Genomic DNA, 18,182 nt, shown 5'->3' on the forward strand with positions numbered 1-18,182 from the left:
CATGGGGCAGTGAATAGCTGCGTCAGGAGGAACATAGGTGAATCAGTCTGCCGAAAACGTCACCGAGCCCGTCGGCGAGAAACATCGCTTCGAGGTGGCGCCGCTGGACGCCTGGATGCGGGCGAACGTCGAAGGCTTTGCCGGGCCGCTCACGGTCCGCCAGTTCCAGGGCGGGCAGTCCAACCCGACCTACCAGCTGGTGACGCCGGCCCGCTCCTACGTCATGCGGCGCAAGCCGCCGGGCAAGCTGCTGCCGTCGGCGCATGCCGTCGACCGGGAGTTCCGCGCCATCTCGGCTTTGCAGCCAACAGGCTTCCCGGTGCCCAGGAGCTACGGTCTCTGCGAGGACGAGAGCCTGATCGGCACCGTGTTCTTCGTCATGGACATGGTGGACGGACGCATCATGCGCGAGCGGGCGCTGCCGAACTGCCCGCCGGCGGAGCGCCGCGCCATTCTCATGGCCATGGTCCGCACCATGGCCCGCCTGCACCAGATCGACCACGTGGCCATCGGCCTTGCCGACTTCGGCCGGCCCGACAACTACCTCGCCCGCCAGATCGCCCGCTGGACCAAGCAGTACCGCGCGTCCGAGACGGAGCGTTACGAGGCCATGGAGCGGCTCCTCGCCTGGCTGCCGGAGACGGCTCCCGCCAATTCGCGCACCTGCCTGGTGCACGGCGACTACAAGCTCGACAACATGGTGTTCGACCGCACGGAGCCCGAGGTGCGAGCCATTCTCGACTGGGAGCTGTCGACCATCGGCGATCCCCTGGGCGACCTCACCTATCTCCTGATGAACTGGGTGCACGGGCCGATCAGCGAGCTCGACGATCCAGAGGCGCACGGCGTGCCCAGCATTGCGGCCTGCGTCGAGGAATACTGCCGCCTGACCGGTCGCGACGGGCTACCCGACCTCGACTGGTACTTCAGCTACAACCTGTTCCGCCTTGCCGCCATCCTGCAGGGCATCGCCGGCCGCGTCCGCGACGGCACCGCCAGCCACCCCAAGGCTGCCGCGCACGCCCGCCAGGTGCCCATCCTGGCAGAGGCCGCCTGGCGCATGGCGGTGCGGGCCGGCGCTCGTTAGAGCGCTTCCCATCGGGTCGAACCACCCGATCGGGAGCACGGAGCTCTCCCGCCCCGGTTTGATCCGGACGACGCGGGCCATCGCGGCGGATGCCGCAGGCGACCGCTCGCGCCGTCCCTGCATCATGGCGCCGGCATCCGGCAGGCCCCGAGCGTCCGGCGGCTCGGGCCGAGCCGTCGACCCTTGACGCATGGACGAAATCGTCGAACGATCTCGCCTGACAAAAGACAGGGAGGACGCGGTGGATTTTTCGATCTCCGAGCGGCAGCGCTATTGGCGGGACCGGGTGCGCAACTTCATGGATGCGCACATCTACCCGATGAGCGACACCTACGAGCGGCAGGTCGAAGCCTTCGGCGACGACCGCTGGCAGGTCATCCCGGTCGTCGAGGAGATCAAGGCGAAGGCCCGCGCCGAAGGGCTGTGGAACATGTTCCTGCCGCCATCGGCGGAGCACGACGACGACGCATTCCACGGCGCCGGGCTCACCAACCTGGACTATGCCCTGTGCGCCGAGGAGATGGGCCGGCTGCACTTCGCGTCGGAGTGCTTCAACTGCTCGGCGCCGGACACCGGCAACATGGAGGTGCTGCACCGCTACGGCTCGAAGGCGCAGAAGGAGCAATGGCTGCGCCCGCTGCTGGGCGGCGAGATCCGCTCCGCCTTTCTGATGACGGAACCGGCCGTCGCTTCCTCCGATGCCGCTAACATCGAGACCTCGATCCGCCGCGACGGCGACGACTATGTCATCAACGGGCGCAAGTGGTTCTCGTCCGGCATGGGCGATCCGCGCTGCAAGATCACAGTGGTGATGGGCAAGACCGATCCATCGGCCCCGCGCCATCAGCAGCAGTCGATGATCCTGGTGCCGGTGGGCACGCCGGGCATGACCATCGTGCGCATGCTGCCGGTGTTCGGCTTCGACGAGGTGCCCTACGGCCACGCCGAGGTGCTGCTCGACAACGTGCGCGTGCCGGCGGGCAACCTGCTGCTGGGCGAAGGCCGCGGCTTCGAGATCGCGCAGGGGCGCCTGGGGCCCGGCCGGATCCACCACTGCATGCGCACCATCGGGCTGGCCGAATTCGCGCTGGAGCAGATGGTGCGGCGCCTCAACGCCCGCGTCGCCTTCGGCAAGCGGGTCATCGAGCAGTCGGTCTGGGAGCAGCGCATCGCCGAGGCGCGCATCGACATCAACCGCACCCGCCTGCTGGTGCTGCAGGCAGCCGACATGATGGACAAGGTCGGCATCAAGGAGGCCCGCACCGAGATCGCCATGATCAAGGTCGCCGCGCCGCGTATGGCGCTGCGGATCATCGACGATGCCATCCAGGCCCACGGCGGCGGCGGCGTGTCGGCGGATTTCGGTCTGACCAAGGCGTTCGCCCTGGCCCGCACCCTCCGGCTCGGCGACGGGCCCGACGAGGTCCACAACCGCACGGTGGCCCGGAGCGAGTTGCGGCGCCACTTCGGTTGAGGCGAGCCGCTGCCGCCCGGCGAGCAGCAGGCCCTGCAGAGCGGGCGAGGAATCGCGTCGCATTGAGCCAGTCTGATAGGCTGCGCCCGTCGCAGGGCGGCCAGGTGAGTCCGGGCGCGGGCCGGCAAAGCCCAAGCCGAAGGCGGGATGAGGCCTTGAATTCGAGAGCACGCAAGACGGAGCCGCCGGCGACGGCCGACGACGGAGCGGGCGACAGCGCATCGGCGCTGCGCCTGAGTTCGCCCGACCATGTGGTCGATTGCATCACGCGCGGGCTGATCTCGGGCAGATACGTACCGGGCCAGCGGCTGGTGGAGCCCGACCTGATGCGCGAGCACAAGGTCAGCCGTGGCTCGGTCCGGGAAGCGCTGCGGCGCCTGTCGGCGGAGGGCCTCGTCACCCTCACGCTACACCGGGGCGCCTACGTGCGGGCGTTGAGCCGGCGCGAGGTGCACGACGTGCTCGATATCGTCGAGCTGCTTACCGGGCTTGCCGCCCGCAAGGCCGCGCTCGCGGTGAAGGCCGGTGCGTCCGCCGGGCCCGTCGGCAAGGCGCTTGACCGCCTGGTCAAGGCGAGCCAGGGCAACGAGCCCTTCGCCGTGATGCAGGCTCGCAACGACTTCCACCGGAGGGTCGTGCGGCTGGGCGGCAACCACGAACTGGAGCGGCTGCTCAAGGTGCTCAACCTGCACCTGCTGCGCGTCCAGTTCCGCAGCCTGCTCGGCAGGGCCGAGGTGCGCAAGCTCGACGACTACGAGCGCTTGGCCGGCGCCATCGGCCGCGGCAACGCGGCCGAAGCCGAACTCGCCGGCCGGCGTCATGTGCGCAACGCCGTCCGCGTCTTCAAGGACCTGCCGAACGAGGCTTTCGCCGCCGACGATGCGGCCGAGGTGCCGCCCGGGGAAACGCCGGCGCGGGCTGGCGCCGTCTCGGTCTAGGCGGCGCCTGCCTGGCGGCTCCACCCATGTGGCGCCGACAACGACAAGGGAGGAGAGCCCGGTGAGAATGGCCGACGAGGCAGAGGCCTTCAGCAGGTCCGTGCCCCTGGACGTGCACGAGCGGTTCGACACCCAGCGCCTGACGGCCTGGCTCGCCGCCCACATCGACGGCTTCGGAGGCCCCATCGAGGTGATGCGCTTCAAGGGCGGGCAATCCAACCCCACCTACGGCGTCAACACCCCTCGGGCCCGCTATGTTCTTCGGCGCAAGCCACCCGGCCGCCTGCTGCCCGGCGCCCATGCGGTGGACCGGGAGTTCGCGGTTCTGACGGCCCTGCGGGACACGCCGGTTCCCGTCGCCCACGCCAGGGCGCTCTGCCTCGACGACGGCATCATCGGTACCGCCTTCTATGTCATGGACCACGTGGACGGCCGCATCTTCTGGGATCCGGAATTGCCGGATCTCGTGCCGCGCGATCGGGCATCGATCTATGCCTCGATCAACGGCACGCTGGCGACGTTGCACCGCATCGACCCCGCCCGCATCGGTCTGGCCGCCTTCGGCCGCAGCGGCAACTATCTGGAGCGCCAGATTGCCCGCTGGACCAAGCAATACCGTAGCGCCGGCACCTGCCTGATCCCGGCGCTGGACCGCCTGGCCGACTGGCTGCCGGAACGTGTCCCGCCCCAGCAGGGAGCCTGCCTGGTGCATGGCGATTACAACATCAACAACATCATGATCGCGCCCGACAGGCCGCAGGTGGCCGCCGTGCTCGACTGGGAGCTCGCCACGCTCGGCGATCCGCTCGCCGATTTCGCCTATCACCTGCTGCCCTGGCGCATGCCGCGCGGGCTGCTGCTGGGTATGGCGGATATCGATTTCGAGGGCACCGGCATTCCCACCGAAGCCCAATACGTCGCCGCCTATTGCAAGGCCAGCGGCCGCGACCGCATCGAGCACCTCGACTACTACGTGATCTTCTGCATCTTCCGCATCGCCGCAATCCTGCAAGGCATTCTGCGGCGCGCGATGGACGGCACCGCCGCCAGCGACAAGGCACAGGAGGTGGGCTCGCAAGCGGTGCGCGTCGCCGACTACGGCTGGGCGCTGGTCGACGCTTTGGAGGCCTCGGGCACGGCCCGGCCCTGAGCGGCCACCTCGCTCCGATCACCCCGTCACCGCCGCGTCCCACCGCGCTGGACCTGGTAAACCGAGTTGTGCAACTAACTAAGCCGACCCCGTTCAGCCCGTCGGTGTGATCGATGAAGCCGCGCGATACCTCGGCCACGCGACAGCGGATCCTGGCGGCCGCCGACCGGCTCTTCTACGGCCAGGGCATCCGCGCCGTCGGCGTCGACACGATCGCCGCCGGTGCCGGCATCAGCAAGCGCACTCTCTACAACCATTTTCCCTCCAAGGACGAGCTCATCGTCGCCTATCTGCAAGGGCGTATGCAGCCGCCACGCCCCGCCTCGGGCGATCCGGCCGGCGAGGTGCTGCGGCTGTTCAAGCTGATGAGCCGGGTCTTCGCGCAGGAGGGCTTCCGCGGCTGCCCCTTCGTCAACGCCGTGGCCGAGGTCGGCGACGACAATCCCGCGGCCCGCGCGCTCGCCGTCGCATTCAAGGAGCAGCGGCGCCTCTGGTTTCGCGACCTGCTCGTGCTGGCCGAGGCACGCGATGCGGACGGGCTCGCCATGCAGCTCATGCTGCTGCTGGACGGCGCCATCGCGGCGGCGCTGGTGCGCCGCGACCCCTCCGTGGCGGACGCCGCCTGCGCCGCCGTCCGTACGCTGCTGGCAGCTGCGGGCGTCCCGGCCGATCGCCTGGACGAGGTCGCGGCCGCCAAGCCGCGCACCGGCGTCTGAGTTCGTGCGCGGCGCGCTCGAGCGGCTGCCGCCGCGCTGTCACGCTGGCATGAGCCGAGGCGGCGGCGCGGTCGGCCGGGACAGGGCGAATACGATCTGCACGGCGCCCGCGGTCAGTCCCACCGCGACGCCGATCTGCCACGCCAGGCCGTAGGAACCGAGGCGGTCGTAGATGACGCCGCCGCCATAGGCCCCCAGGAAGCTGCCGAGCTGGTGGCTCATGAAGGCCAGGCCGCTGATCATGGCCTGCCACTTCAGGCCGAACATCTCGACCACCGCGCCCGCCACCAGCGGCCCGACGCCGAGCCACAGGAAGCCCATGAGCGCGCCGAACACCAAGGTCGACGCCGGCGATGGCGGCGCCATGAAATACCAGCCGAGGACCAGAGAGCGGCCGACATAGATCAGGCCGAGCAGCGCCAGCTTGTTCCACCGTCCCCCGGCCCAGCCGAAAAACAGGCTGCCGAGCACGTTGAAGCCGCCGATGACACCGAGCGTCTCCGCACTCAGCATCGGGTCCATGCCGCAGATCGCCAGGTAGGAGGGCAGATGCGTGGTGATGAACACCAGTTGCATGCCGCAGACGAAATAGGCGCAGGTCATGACGACGAACGGTGCGTGGCCCAGAGCGGCCCCGAGCACCTGCGGGACCGAGCGGTCGGGCCCCTCGCCAGGCGGCGGGGCCGGCAACGGAATGCGGTCGACCCGGCCCGCGTACCAGGCTGCCGGCAGCATGACGAGGGACAGAACGACGAAGCTCGCGACGCCGATCCGCCAGCCGAAGTCCTGGCTCAGGAACTGCCCGAGGGGCGCCGCCATCAACGCACCGAGTGATCCGGCGGCGGAGACGACGCCGAGCATGGTGCTGCGGATCGCCGGCGGCACCGCGCGGGCGGTGACGGAGAGCGCGATCGCCGCAGCCGTGCAGGCCAGCGACGCGCCGATCAGCACGCCCGCGCCCATCATGACGGCGAACAGCCCCTGCGCCGTCGCCATCAGCGCCAGGCCGAGCACGTAGAGCACGGCGCCCGCCACCATGACCGGCCGGAAACCGAAGCGCACGGCCCAGGCGCCGGCCACGGGCTGCAAAAATCCCCACGCCAGGTTCTGGACGGCGATGGCGAGGGTGAAATCCGCGACCGATATCGCAACGTCGCGGGTCAGCGGCTGGAGGAAGATGCCCAGGCTCTGGCGCAGACCCATGCTGAGGCTGAGCATCAACGCCGTGCCGATCAGGATCGGCATGACGGGACGAATGGCGTGCAGCATGCGCGAAGGGCTCCGCTCCCGCCCGTGGCCCAAGCTGATCGAGGATGCTCGGTTGCACGGCACACCCCGAGTGGGCCGTGCGTCGCCGGCGCCTGTCAAGCCAAAATGCACAGATCTGTGTAAAATTTGCCCCGGACATCCGAGCTCGCCCAACGGGCGGGGCTTCAGGTCACGGTGACCAGGACACTGTGGACCGCGTTGCGCGCGCCATCGGCCGGCTGGCTGGTCCCGTCGGCATCGAAGGCGCGCGCCTGGATCTGCACGGCGCCACGGGTCGACGGCCACCAGGTCAGCGAGAACCGTTGCCAGGCCCATTCCCGCCGCGGCTCAAGCACCGCCCGTGCAAACGAGGCGCCCGCGTCGACGCTGACCTCGACCCCCGACACCCCCCGGCACGACCATGCCCAGCCCCAGATGGCGCAGGGCACCCCCACCGAAACCTCGCCGTTCGGAGCAGGCGACACGGTGACGGCTTCCGGGGCAATCGCCCACACCGGCCGCCGGGCCGGCTGGCCCGCCGCGATCGCCTCCGGAACGGCGCGGTCGTTGTAGAAGGTCGTCGTGAACGGGCTCTCGGCCCGGTCCGCGGCGAGGTGGAGCCGCCAGAGCCATTTCACGCTGTTGGTCCCGTAAAAGCCCGGCACGACGAGCCTGACGGGGAAACCGTGCTCCGGCGGCAGCGGCGCGCCGTTGAGCTCGTAGGCGAGCAGAACGTCCCCCGCCGCCAGCCGCTCCAGCGGCAGGTCCTTGACGAACCAGTCGCAGGAGACCCCGCCGAAAGCGCCGCCATCGAGGCCATAGGCCCAGAGGAAGCGCGCGCGGCGGTCGACACCGAGCTCGTCGAGCAGCGCGGCGAGATCAACGCCGCGCCAGCACACGTTGGCGACCCGCCGGGTCGGCACGGTCGGCTCGATCGGGCTGCCGCAGCATTGGTGCACCGCTTCGACGGTTGTCGCAGGCCGGCGGAGCAGGTCGTCGTAATCCAAGCTCACCGCACGCCCGACGAGGCCGTTGATGATCAGCGACCAGCGCGCCGCATCGATGCGCGGGACGCCGAAATGGGCAAGGACGAAGAGGTCGGCTGCGGGAGTGACCGGCTCCGCCATCTGATGCGGGCGCAGCTTGATCTCGCGCACGCCCGCTGCAGGGTCCAGGAGGGCTCGCGGGGGACGGGGCCCGGGCCCGGTCAGGTGATCCATCGCCATCGTTTGCCTCCACGTTCGCACCGTTCCGCAAGACGTATGGCGACCGGAATATCGCGACAATCGGGGCTATCCTTGAGACACTCTTCCGCGGCGCGGGAGAATTGCGATGGACCGCATGGACGACCTTGAGGCCTTCGTCGCCATCGTCGACAGCGGCAACCAGACCGGTGCCGCACGCTACCTGGGGCGCTCACTGCAAGCGGTCAGCCGGTCGCTGGCAGCGCTGGAGCAGAGCGTCGGCGTTGAGCTGGTGCGGCGCACGACGCGCCGGTCGCAGCCGACGGAAGCGGGCCTCGCTCTTTATCACCGGGTCAAGCCGGCACTGGTGGAGATCGCCGAGGCGAAGGTCGACGCGGCGAGCGCCCGGATCGAGCCATCGGGGCTGCTGCGGGTCAGCGCGCCATTGGCGTTTGCGACCGCCTTCGTCGCCCCGGCAGCCTGCGATTTCATGGAGCGCCATCCACAGGTTGCCGTCGAGCTCATCGTCTCCGACCAGCCCGCGGATCTGGTCGCAGCGGGTCTGGATATCGCGGTGCGGATCAGAGAGCTGGCGGACTCCTCGCTCAGGGCACGCCATCTCGGTGCGGTGCGGGTCGTGGTCTTCGGCGCCACGCCCTACCTGGCCGCACACGGCCGGCCGGCCCGGCCCGAGGATCTGGATCGGCACCCCTGCATCGTGCGCGGCGCCGGCGGGGCTGAAGAGACTTGGCCGTTCGTCGTCGGCGGCCGCCGACGAGCCGTGCGCGTCCGCGGTCGATTCACCGTCGACAATGTCGCCTCGGCCGTGGTCGCCGCCCGGCGAGGCCTGGGGCTCGCCCGCGCACCTCTCTGGCAGATCCGCGAACTCGTCGACGACGGCATACTGGAAGCGGTGCTGGAAACCTACGAGGCCGCGCCGCTGCCGATCTATGCCGTATTGCCGCCGAGCCGGTTTCCCGCCGCCAAGACGCGGCTGTTCGTCGACATGCTGGCCGCGGGGCTGAGCCGCAGCTTGCCGACGCAGCAGCTCTGAGGTCCAGCGCGCTCCGCGCGTGCGTCTGGGACGGCTAGGATACCCGGCGCGGCTCCGCCGCGAACGGGCTGAGGCCGAGCCACTGCTGCATGGCACGGGCGATCTTGGGATCTCCGTCGAGCGCGAGCCGGCCGGCGTCGATCTCGGTGCGGACGACGCTCAGACCCATCCAGACCGCCGTCATGCTTCGAAGCGGGCAGGTCACGAGCAGGTCGACGTCGAAGCCCGGATCGAACGAGCACAGGTCGACGGAGCCTGCATCGACGATCAGCCACCAGTTCTGCCGCGACGGCGGCAATTCCGGGTACAGAAACTGAATCGTGCAGCGCTTGGCCGGCAGCGGCTCGGGATTGAGGTTGCGCCGCATGTCCCACATGAGAAGGGAGGGGTCGAGGTTGCGCAGCGACAGCTCCGATTCCACCCATCGCTGTCCCCAAAGCCCAATCCCCATAACGATCGGCCGCAGATCATTGCCGGCGTCCGTGAGACGGTACTCGGGCGTGGAGCCATCGCCGCGCGTGGCCTGGACGATGCCGGCCCGCTCGAGATCCTTCAGCCGCTTCGACAACAGCGCGGGCGACATCCGCGGCACGCCCCGGCGCAGGTCGTTGAAGCGTGTCGTGCCGCTCAGCATTTCGCGGATGATCAGAGGGGTCCAGCGCGAGCACAGGATCTCCGCCGCCATCGACACCGGACAGAACTGTCCATACCCGCCACGCTCGTCCATCGATGCGTCACTCCCCGAAGCCTCGCAAGTTGTACGGCGAAATCGTCGTGGCAGGAACTGCCGCCAGTACAGTTTGTGAACTCGACAGCGCCGATGTTGAAGCCCAACTTACATCCTACCTTGAATACAAGGAGGGGAACACCATGACCAGCACATCGAATCTTGCAGCGTACCCGGCCGCGTCGGCGCCGCCGCGGAGCGTAATCGACATCGCGGGCGAACTCGCGCCCCAGTTGGCGGCGCGCGCGGCCACCTTCGACGAGAGCGACGCCTTCGTGGCCGATAACTACACCTTGCTCAAGGACGCGGGGCTCGTGGAAGCGGGCGTCCCGATGGAGCTGGGCGGAGGCGGCGCCGATGTCGAAGCGCTCGCCGGCATGCTGCGCCTGCTCGCCCACGGCTGCGGCTCGACGGCGCTCGCCTTCGCCATGCACACGCACCAGGTCGCCATCCCGGCCTGGCGCTGGCGTCACCAGCGCGTCGCCGCCGTCGAACCGCTGCTCAAGCGGGTCGCGGCAGAGCGGATCATCCTGCTGTCCAGCGGCGGCTCCGACTGGATCGGCGGCTCGGGGACCGCGACCAAGGTGGAGGGCGGCTACCGCATTTCGGCGCGCAAGGTGTTCACCTCGGGCGCAGAAGCGGGAGATCTGCTGATGACGTCGGCACTGACCGAGGACGGCACCTCGGTCATCCACTTCGCCGCTCCCATGAAGGCGGCCGAGGTCTCCGTGACCGACACCTGGCATACGCTCGGCATGCGCGGCACCGGCTCGCACGACGTGATCATCGAGGGGCTGATGGTTCCCGACGCGGGGGTGGCGCTGACCCGGAAGGCCGGCGAGTGGCACCCCCTGTTCCAAATCATCGCGACGACAGCCTTCCCGCTGATCTATGCGGCCTACCTCGGCGTCGCCGAGAGCGCCCGTGACATCGCCGTCGGCCTGGCGAAGGGCAAGCGGGGCGCATCCTATGCCGTGGAGCTCGCGGGACGCATGGACACCGAGCTCAGGGCGGCGCAGCTGGCTCATCGCTGGATGATCGAGATCGTGGAGCGCAACGCCCCCTCGGCCGACTCGGTCAACGAGATCATGATCGGGCGGGCGCTGGTGGCGCGGCACGCCATCAGCGCCACCGAACTGGCGCTGGAGCTGGCCGGCGGCGCGGGCTTCTACCGCCGCCACGGGCTCGAGCGCCACTTCAGGGATATCCAGGGCGCCCGCTACCATCCGCTGCAGGCGGGCCCGCAGGCCCATTATGCCGGCGCCATGGCGCTCGGCCTGCCGGTCGCCAACGTCTATTGACGTCGGCACTCCGTCGTTCGGTGCGATCGGCGGGCGCATCTGCCCGCCCGCCGATCACCCGAAGGACCCGACCCGGCCGTCGCCTTCAATGGGCCCCGCCACCGCCCGCGGCGTCCGCCTTCTTCAGCAGCAGGACGGCCGCGAGGGCGACGACGAGGGCGGCGCCGAGCAGATAGAAGGTGTCGCTGAAGGCCATGACATTGGCTTGCTGCCGCACGCGCGCGCCGATCGCAACGATGGCCTTGTGGGTCGCCAACGCCGGGTCCGAAACGCCGTGGTTCAGGAAATAGGCCGTGAGCTTGGCGATCCGCTCGCGCGTGGCCTCATCGAACTGCGACACGGCGTTGGTCAGGATGTTGGAGTGGTACTGCTCGCGCTTGTTGAGGAACGTCTGCAAGGCCGCGATGCCGACGGCGCCGCCCAGGTTGCGCATCATGTTGAACAGGGCGGAGGCGGAGCCGGCGTTCTCCCTTTCGATGCCCGCCGTGGCCACGGCCGAGAGCGGCGCCAGCACCAGCGCCTGCCCGACCGCGCGAACCACGTTGGGCCAGAACAGCTGGTCGCTGGCGTAGTCGGCGGTCATGTGGATGTTCATGAAGTTGCTGGCGGCAAACAAGGCAAAGCCCACCGCGATCACCCAGCGCGCGTCGAAGCGCTGCATCAGCCGCGGCACCAGCGGGATCAGCACCAGCTGCGGCAGGCCGGTCCAGGCCAGCACCATCCCGATCTGCTCGGAATTGTAGCCCTGGATGCGGGCCAGGTAGAGCGGCAGGATGAACACCGAGCCGTAGAGGGCGAAGCCCAGCAGACAATTGGCCAGGATGCCGAAGCCGAAGTTGCGGCGCAGCAGCAGCCTGAGGTTCAGGAGCGGACGAGCGGTGGTGAGCTCGATCCAGATGAAGAGCGTGAGCCCCACCGCGGCGATCACCGACAGGCGCACGATGAAGGGTGAACCGAACCAGTCGTCCTTGTTGCCCTCCTCCAGCACCGTCTGCAGGGCGGCCAGGCCGATGGCCATGGTGGCGATGCCGGCCCAATCGCCCTGGGCAAGCAGGCCCAGGCGCATGGGCGAACGCTCCAGCGAGATCCAGAGCATCGCGATCATCACTGCGCCCGGCACCAGATTGACGTAGAAGATGTACTGCCAGCCCCAGTTCTCGGTGAGATAGCCGCCGATGGTCGGCCCGATGGCCGGCGCGAAGGTGGCCGACAGCGCGAACAGCGCCAGGCCGATGGGCTGCTTGGCCTTGGGCAGGAATGTCAGGGTGATGGTGAACGCGAGCGGGATCAGCACGCCGCCGCAGAAGCCCTGCACCGCTCGCAGCACGATCATCTGCTCCAGGTTGGCGGCGAAGGCGCAGGCCACCGAGAAGAAGAGGAACAGGACGGCGTTGACCAGCAGATAGCGCCGCAGCGAGAACACCTGGACCAGCCAGCCAGTGAGTGGAATGACGACGATCTCGGCGATCAGATACGAGGTCGAGATCCAGCCGCCGTCGTCGACGCCGGCGCCGATGGCACCCTGAATGTCGGCCAGCGAGGCGTTGACGATCTGGATGTTCAGCACCGCCATGAAGGCGCCCAGCGTCGAGCCGATCACGGCGACCCACATGGTCAACCCGCTGAGAGGGGCGGTCGCCGGCTGCGGGCCGGCCGGCGAGGTGGGCATCGTGCCGGCGGCGCTCGGGCTGGTCATGGGTGCTCCTCCGGCCGGCTGCGGGCCCGCAGCCGGCCGGAAGATGGGCTGCCACCCGCTCGACGATAATCGAGCAGAAGCGGGAAGGATTATCCGGCAGGACTTGAAGATCGACCGCCGTGGCACCGAGGGGTTACGGCTCCGCCCTCCTCCGGCCCATCCGCGCACTGACGACCTGTTGATGCCTCGCAGCCACCCGGCTGGCCCCGACGTCCCTATATTCTTCGACAGGCGACGCCGCCGGCCGCAGGACACGCCGCATGGGCCCCAACCGCAAGACGACGTTCAACACCTGGTACTGGATCGCCGCCTTCATCGGCCTGCTGCTGTTCCAGTATCTCTTTGCGACGACGACACAGGTTGCGCAGATCCCCTACAGCCGCTTCGAGACGTATTTGTCGGAGGGCAAGATCGCCGAGGTGGCGGTCTCGGACCGCTTCATCCAGGGTCGGTTCAAGGAGCCGGTCGACGGCAAGCCGCGGTTCGTCACCACGCGCGTCGAGCCGGATCTGGCCCGGCAGCTTCAGGAACGCGGCGTAGTCGTGACCGGGCAGATCGAGAGCACCCTGCTGAGGGATCTGCTCTCCTGGATCGTGCCGGTCGCGCTGTTCGCCGGCATCTGGATCTTCGTGCTCCGGCGCATGGGCGGCTCGCTTGGCGGCGGACTGATGCAGATCGGCAAGTCCAAGGCGAAGGTCTATGTCGAGTCCGATACCGGCGTGACCTTCGCGGACGTGGCCGGCGTCGACGAGGCCAAGGACGAGCTCAAGGAGATCGTTGATTTTCTGAGGGATCCGACGGGCTATGGCCGTCTGGGCGGGCGCATGCCCAAAGGGGTCCTGCTGGTGGGCCCACCCGGCACCGGCAAGACGCTGCTGGCCAAGGCCGTCGCGGGCGAAGCCCGTGTCCCGTTCTTCTCGATCTCCGGCTCGGAGTTCGTGGAGATGTTCGTCGGCGTCGGCGCGGCGCGCGTGCGCGACCTGTTCGAGCAGGCCCGCGCCAGGGCACCCGCCATCATCTTCATCGACGAGCTCGACGCACTCGGCCGGGCACGCGGCATCGGTCCGATGGCCGGGGGCCACGACGAGAAGGAGCAGACGCTGAACCAGCTCCTGGTCGAGCTCGACGGCTTCGATTCCTCCACCGGCCTCGTCCTGCTGGCGGCGACCAATCGGCCCGAGATTCTCGATCCGGCGCTGCTGCGCGCCGGCCGTTTCGACCGCCAGGTGCTGGTCGACAGGCCCGACAAGGTCGGCCGCGTGCAGATCCTCGCCGTGCATCTGAGGAAGGCGAAGCTGGCTCCGGATGTGTCGGCCGAGCAGATCGCGGCCCTGACGCCCGGCTTCACGGGCGCGGATCTCGCCAATCTGGTCAACGAGGCAACGCTGCTCGCCACCCGGCGCAAGGCCGATGCGGTGACGATGGACGACTTCAACAACGCCGTCGAGCGGATCGTCGCCGGCCTCGAGAAACGCAATCGCCTGCTCAACGCCAAGGAGCGCGAGATCGTCGCCTACCACGAGATGGGCCACGCGCTGGCCGCCATGGCGCTGCCGGGCGTCGATCCCGTGCACAAGGTCTCGATCATCCCACGCGGCGTCGGCGCGCTCGGCTACACCATCCAGCGCCCGATCGAGGACCGCTTCCTGATGACGCGCGAGGAGCTGGAGAACAAGATGGCGGTCCTGCTCGGCGGCCGGGCGGCGGAATGGATCGTTTTCCGTCATCTCTCCACCGGGGCCGCCGACGATCTGGCCAAGGTGACCGACATCGCCCGCGCCATCGTGACCCGATACGGCATGACCGAGAAGCTGGGCCACGTGGCGCTGGAGAAGGACCGCCGATCCCTTCTCGCCACCGACCAACCCTACTACGGGCCGCAGGAGCGCTCGTATTCCGACGAAACCGCTGCGGCCGTGGACGAGGAGGTCCGCCGCATCGTCGACGAGACGTTCACACGGACGGTGGCGCTGCTCGCAGCCCGGCGCGACGCGCTGGAGCGCTCGGCGCGACGACTGTTGGAAAAGGAGACCCTTGACGAACAGGAGATCGGCGCGTTGATCGGCGTGGCCGCGCCGGTCGCGTGAACGCGGCACGAGAGGAAGCGATGGTGACCACCAGGACCTGTGTCCGTCGATGCTGCGGCCCATCCTGCGCGCACGCAGCAGGCCCATGCCTGGCGGGCCGCGCCCGGGAGCAGGAGAAGCGGGCCGCCCGGCGGCTCGCCCCGGCGGGCTGGCGCGAAGCGGGCCACTACCGATGAGCTTCTTCTCCACCTTTCTCGGCCGGCTCGTCGCCGTCACGCTGGCGCTGCTGCTGCTCATCGCGGCCTGGCAATCCATCCCGCTCATCCAGTCCGAACTGCTGGGTTGGCGGGCGCAGCCCCGCCAGGTGACGGCGCGCGGCGACCTGGCCGAGGACGAAAAGAGCACGGTTGCCCTGTTCGAGAGCCGCAGCGGCTCCGTGGTGTTCATCACGACCGTGCAGCGGGGCGTGAACCCTTGGACCGGCAACCCGTTGCGGGAGCGGGCGGGCACCGGATCCGGCTTCATCTGGGACGACCTCGGGCATGTCGTGACCAACTATCACGTCATCGAGGGCGCCACGGAGGCGCTGGTGAGCCTTGCCGACGGACGCTCGTTCCGCGCGGGGCTGGTGGGCGGCAGCAGCGAGCACGACCTTGCCGTGCTGCGCATCGGCGTCGGCGTCGACCGGCCGCCGCCACTGCCGATCGGCACCAGCAGCGACCTCAAGGTCGGCCAGAAGGTGTTCGCCATCGGCAATCCGTTCGGCCTCGACCGTACGCTCACGACGGGCATCATCTCGGCACTGAACCGCAGTCTGCCGGAGGAGAGCGGCCGCACGCTGACGGGGCTGATCCAGACGGATGCGGCCATCAATCCCGGCAACTCCGGCGGCCCCCTGCTCGACTCGGCCGGCCGCCTCATCGGCGTCAACACCGCCATCTACAGCCCGTCGGGTGCCTCGGCGGGCATCGGCTTCGCCGTGCCGGTGGACGAGGTGAACCGCGTCGTGCCACGCCTCATCGCCACCGGCCGCTACGTGGGCGCCAGCCTCGGCGTCAGAATTGAGCCGGAGATCAACGCCGCCCTGTCCGAGCGGCTGGGCACCGAAGGGGTGTTCGTTTTGGACGTCGAACCGGGATCGGCCGCGGAGCGCGCCGGCCTGCGGCCAGCGCGGCTGTCACGGGACGGCGGCTTCCAGGTCGGCGACGTGTTGGTCGCGATCGACGGCCAGACGCTGCGGACGCCCGCCGACCTGACGCGCGCCCTGGACCGGCTGGAAGCCGGCGTGCAGGCCAAGCTGACCCTGCTGCGCAACGGCACGCGCCTGCACGAGACAATCGTCCTCGGCGCGAGCGGCCGCGGCGCAGGCGGGCGCTGAGCTCGCCCGCCACGCCGCAAGCATCTGCCGCGGGGCGTCGAATCCCCTGAAAGCGGAGGCTCATTCTGTCGTCGGGAACTCAGATCACTCGATTACACCGTGCCTCCGGAGCTCAGCATCCTCATCGCCGGTGATCCAACCGAACACGGTCGCTCGATCACCTTTCAAACGTGCGAGATAGGCGTTCGTAAAATCAATCACCTTCTCCCCACCGCCGACAATGTAGACGGCTCGCCAGTCGACGCGAGCGATCGCGTGAAGCTCGTCAATCGGCTCAACCCGAATTTTTCGGACTTCCATTCTTTGCGTGCCGATATCGCGATAATGTGAGAAGCCGGCTGTCATGACTTTCTTCAGTTCTTCGTCGTTCTGGCCTGTCATGACTCCGGCGGGCGTCGCCGCAATGAAAACGTCGTCGTAGAGACGGCTGATTGCTTCCAGGTCCGGCTCGCCGGCCAGAGCGGCGTTGAACTCCCGCTCATATCGTTCAAACAGCTCGGTCACGACTTCGCGCATGGCACATTCCTGTCTGGCCTTCGCCGCCGCAGCGTACGCCGGTCAACGGATCGGCGGCTCTATTCAAATGGCCGACCGACTCTTGGGTTCCCCGGCCAGCTCGCCGCCGAATTGCCGTCGATCCCCGCCCTCCTCACAACAGCGGGCAGCCCAGGCTTGAACTTCACCGGATCGCGCGGGAGGCCCTCCGTCCAGTGGACCGACGCATCGGACGGCGAACTTGACTCATACGCGCGTCTGGCAGAGCATTTCGATGCTGCCCCTGATAAAGGTCGTGAGTCGATCTCAGGCTTTGCAGGACATGGCTCCTGATCATGTGATCGGCGCAGCCAGCAGCAGGCGCGGACTTGGTGTCCGCCGGCTCACTGTTGGTGAGGAGTAGGCACCCCAAGCACAACACAATGGCCTTGCCCAAGCGCAAGGCCGCGGCGCAGGTCACGGCCAGCCGCAGTTGTTAGCCGTCATTGTGCCGTCCGACAATCGAACTGAGTTGCGAGGCTGACACGCCTATCCCAAGCGTTACCAAGTCTCGACACCTGGCGCATACCAGAGCGCTTCGCAAGACGAAGCTCAGGGCCCCGCGATGCTGTCATGCACCGGGGCCCGCATGCGTTCAGCGCGATGGCGGACGATCGCAATGTGCGGTGTGCGGTGTGCGCGAGGACGTTTCGCTAGGCAGACTTCCTCTTGCGCGAGCGCCGCGTGCCGGTTGTTGGCTTAGCAGTCGAAGATGGCTGCACCGGCCTTGCTCTGATCCGCATCGCACGCCCCTCCTGGTCCACGTCGAAGGCTTCCGTGTTGCGGACCAGGTCGCTGAGCTTTCGATAGCCATAGGTGCGAGGATCGAAATCGGAGGCGATGTTGGCGAGGCGCTGTCCGACGGCACGCAGGCTCACCCAACCGTCCTCCGTCTCCATCTCGGCGATGGCCTTGTTCAATACGGGAACAGCCGTGCCCGGAGCCTGCAGAGCCTTGACCGGCGACCCTTCGTCGGATGCCGAAGCCAGGGCCTCGGGCAAGAGGTTCTCCGTGTAGATGAACCGGCGACATGCCTGCCGGAAGCTCTCCGGGGTCTTGCGCTCGCCGAATCCGTAGACGTCGGCCCCCTCTTCGCGAAGGCGGGAGGCCAGACGCGTAAAGTCGCTGTCGGACGACACGAGACAGAAGCCGTTGAAGCGGCCGCTGTGCAGCAGGTCCATGGCATCGATCACCAGAGCGATGTCGGAGGCGTTCTTCCCCGTGGTGTAGGCGAACTGCTGGTAGGGGTCGATCGCATAGCGCGGGAGGATATCCGCCCACGACTTGAGGCGCTGGCCCGAGAAATCACCATAGATCCGCCGCACGCTCGCCTCCCCGAACTTGGCGATCTCCTCGAAGAGCCCGGCGACGATACGCGGCGACGTGTTGTCGGCATCGATGAGAACAGCAAACCGCGGCAGCCGATCATCCGCCATGTTTCATACCTCCATTAACAGATTTTTTACAAGCGAGACCAGGCGAACAACATCGTAATACCAAATAGTCTCGCGCCAATACCACAATTTTTCTAACGGACGATAGCGCTGACAACTTCGATCGCCTGCCTCGTGCCGGCTCTTCGTCGTTCAGCATATCACGGTTCGGGACGCGGCAGCTGTCGGCGACGTCGATCACATGCCACGGGCGGAATCGACCCGTTGGAGGCCT

The 18,182-nt window shown here is 68.3% G+C and carries 15 protein-coding genes; 9 read left to right on the plus strand and 6 right to left on the minus strand.

Annotated elements, in window-relative coordinates; genetic code table 11:
* Positions 1-37 precede the first annotated feature (37 nt).
* The 5 genes from IEW34_RS18260 (at position 38) to IEW34_RS18280 (ending at position 5,365) form a co-directional block, all read left to right on the plus strand.
* Positions 38-1,087 carry a phosphotransferase family protein gene (locus IEW34_RS18260; protein ID WP_244642072.1) on the plus strand — a complete coding sequence of 350 codons (1,050 nt, stop codon included), beginning with the start codon at positions 38-40 and terminating at the stop codon, positions 1,085-1,087.
* Between the two features lie 241 nt (positions 1,088-1,328).
* The gene (locus IEW34_RS18265; protein ID WP_188610641.1) at positions 1,329-2,561 is read left to right on the plus strand and encodes an acyl-CoA dehydrogenase family protein; all 1,233 of its coding nucleotides are present in this window, start codon (positions 1,329-1,331) and stop codon (positions 2,559-2,561) included.
* Between the two features lie 155 nt (positions 2,562-2,716).
* Positions 2,717-3,499, plus strand: a complete 783-nt coding sequence (locus IEW34_RS18270) for a GntR family transcriptional regulator (protein WP_188610642.1) — start codon at positions 2,717-2,719, stop codon at positions 3,497-3,499.
* A 67-nt stretch (positions 3,500-3,566) separates the two neighbouring features.
* Positions 3,567-4,649 (plus strand): phosphotransferase family protein, encoded by a 1,083-nt coding sequence (locus IEW34_RS18275; RefSeq protein ID WP_188610643.1) that lies wholly within the window; start codon positions 3,567-3,569, stop codon positions 4,647-4,649.
* Positions 4,650-4,762: 113 nt separating this feature from the next.
* Positions 4,763-5,365: a TetR/AcrR family transcriptional regulator gene (locus IEW34_RS18280; protein ID WP_188610644.1), complete on the plus strand. Its 603-nt coding sequence runs from the start codon at positions 4,763-4,765 to the stop codon at positions 5,363-5,365.
* Between the two features lie 39 nt (positions 5,366-5,404).
* Here IEW34_RS18280 and IEW34_RS18285 read toward each other — a convergent pair whose 3' ends face one another.
* Positions 5,405-6,634: an MFS transporter gene (locus IEW34_RS18285; RefSeq protein WP_188610645.1), complete on the minus strand. Its 1,230-nt coding sequence runs from the start codon at positions 6,632-6,634 to the stop codon at positions 5,405-5,407.
* Positions 6,635-6,798: 164 nt separating this feature from the next.
* Positions 6,799-7,839 (minus strand): molybdopterin-dependent oxidoreductase, encoded by a 1,041-nt coding sequence (locus IEW34_RS18290; protein ID WP_188610646.1) that lies wholly within the window; start codon positions 7,837-7,839, stop codon positions 6,799-6,801.
* Positions 7,840-7,945: 106 nt separating this feature from the next.
* Between IEW34_RS18290 and IEW34_RS18295 the strand changes: the two genes are divergently transcribed.
* A complete protein-coding gene (locus tag IEW34_RS18295; protein WP_188610647.1) occupies positions 7,946-8,851 on the plus strand; it encodes a LysR family transcriptional regulator in 906 nt (301 codons plus the stop codon).
* Positions 8,852-8,885: 34 nt separating this feature from the next.
* Here IEW34_RS18295 and IEW34_RS18300 read toward each other — a convergent pair whose 3' ends face one another.
* Entirely contained in the window at positions 8,886-9,578 is a 693-nt protein-coding gene (locus IEW34_RS18300) for a winged helix-turn-helix transcriptional regulator (protein ID WP_188610648.1), read from the minus strand.
* A 143-nt stretch (positions 9,579-9,721) separates the two neighbouring features.
* Between IEW34_RS18300 and IEW34_RS18305 the strand changes: the two genes are divergently transcribed.
* The gene (locus tag IEW34_RS18305; protein WP_188610649.1) at positions 9,722-10,879 is read left to right on the plus strand and encodes an acyl-CoA dehydrogenase family protein; all 1,158 of its coding nucleotides are present in this window, start codon (positions 9,722-9,724) and stop codon (positions 10,877-10,879) included.
* Between the two features lie 85 nt (positions 10,880-10,964).
* Here IEW34_RS18305 and IEW34_RS18310 read toward each other — a convergent pair whose 3' ends face one another.
* The gene (locus IEW34_RS18310; RefSeq protein WP_188610650.1) at positions 10,965-12,575 is read right to left on the minus strand and encodes an MDR family MFS transporter; all 1,611 of its coding nucleotides are present in this window, start codon (positions 12,573-12,575) and stop codon (positions 10,965-10,967) included.
* Positions 12,576-12,835: 260 nt separating this feature from the next.
* Between IEW34_RS18310 and ftsH the strand changes: the two genes are divergently transcribed.
* Both ftsH and IEW34_RS18320 read left to right on the plus strand, forming a co-directional pair.
* Positions 12,836-14,662 carry an ATP-dependent zinc metalloprotease FtsH gene (ftsH, locus tag IEW34_RS18315; RefSeq protein ID WP_188610651.1) on the plus strand — a complete coding sequence of 609 codons (1,827 nt, stop codon included), beginning with the start codon at positions 12,836-12,838 and terminating at the stop codon, positions 14,660-14,662.
* 172 nt (positions 14,663-14,834) lie between these two features.
* Positions 14,835-15,980: a S1C family serine protease gene (locus tag IEW34_RS18320; RefSeq protein ID WP_188610652.1), complete on the plus strand. Its 1,146-nt coding sequence runs from the start codon at positions 14,835-14,837 to the stop codon at positions 15,978-15,980.
* Positions 15,981-16,064: 84 nt separating this feature from the next.
* Here the strand turns inward: IEW34_RS18320 and IEW34_RS18325 are convergent, their stop codons facing one another.
* Both IEW34_RS18325 and IEW34_RS18330 read right to left on the minus strand, forming a co-directional pair.
* Complete coding sequence (locus IEW34_RS18325) at positions 16,065-16,496, minus strand: DUF6841 family protein (protein ID WP_188610653.1); 432 nt, start codon at positions 16,494-16,496, stop codon at positions 16,065-16,067.
* Positions 16,497-17,167: 671 nt separating this feature from the next.
* Positions 17,168-17,950 carry an NYN domain-containing protein gene (locus IEW34_RS18330; protein ID WP_188610654.1) on the minus strand — a complete coding sequence of 261 codons (783 nt, stop codon included), beginning with the start codon at positions 17,948-17,950 and terminating at the stop codon, positions 17,168-17,170.
* Positions 17,951-18,182 lie beyond the last annotated feature (232 nt).

The sequence above is a fragment of the Chelatococcus reniformis genome, from assembly GCF_014640075.1.
Taxonomy (GTDB): Bacteria; Pseudomonadota; Alphaproteobacteria; order Rhizobiales; family Beijerinckiaceae; genus Camelimonas; species Camelimonas reniformis.

Bases quoted from the DNA above. Each gene is read 5' to 3' on its own strand.
- IEW34_RS18275 (WP_188610643.1), top strand. From the start codon at position 3,567: ATGGCCGACGAGGCAGAGGCCTTCAGCAGGTCCGTGCCCCTGGACGTG.
- IEW34_RS18280 (WP_188610644.1), top strand. From the start codon at position 4,763: ATGAAGCCGCGCGATACCTCGGCCACGCGACAGCGGATCCTGGCGGCC.
- IEW34_RS18285 (WP_188610645.1), bottom strand. From the start codon at position 6,634: ATGCTGCACGCCATTCGTCCCGTCATGCCGATCCTGATCGGCACGGCG.
- IEW34_RS18290 (WP_188610646.1), bottom strand. From the start codon at position 7,839: ATGGCGATGGATCACCTGACCGGGCCCGGGCCCCGTCCCCCGCGAGCC.
- IEW34_RS18295 (WP_188610647.1), top strand. From the start codon at position 7,946: ATGGACCGCATGGACGACCTTGAGGCCTTCGTCGCCATCGTCGACAGC.
- IEW34_RS18300 (WP_188610648.1), bottom strand. From the start codon at position 9,578: ATGGACGAGCGTGGCGGGTATGGACAGTTCTGTCCGGTGTCGATGGCG.
- IEW34_RS18305 (WP_188610649.1), top strand. From the start codon at position 9,722: ATGACCAGCACATCGAATCTTGCAGCGTACCCGGCCGCGTCGGCGCCG.
- IEW34_RS18310 (WP_188610650.1), bottom strand. From the start codon at position 12,575: ATGACCAGCCCGAGCGCCGCCGGCACGATGCCCACCTCGCCGGCCGGC.
- ftsH (WP_188610651.1), top strand. From the start codon at position 12,836: ATGGGCCCCAACCGCAAGACGACGTTCAACACCTGGTACTGGATCGCC.
- IEW34_RS18320 (WP_188610652.1), top strand. From the start codon at position 14,835: ATGAGCTTCTTCTCCACCTTTCTCGGCCGGCTCGTCGCCGTCACGCTG.
- IEW34_RS18325 (WP_188610653.1), bottom strand. From the start codon at position 16,496: ATGCGCGAAGTCGTGACCGAGCTGTTTGAACGATATGAGCGGGAGTTC.
- IEW34_RS18330 (WP_188610654.1), bottom strand. From the start codon at position 17,950: ATGGCGGATGATCGGCTGCCGCGGTTTGCTGTTCTCATCGATGCCGAC.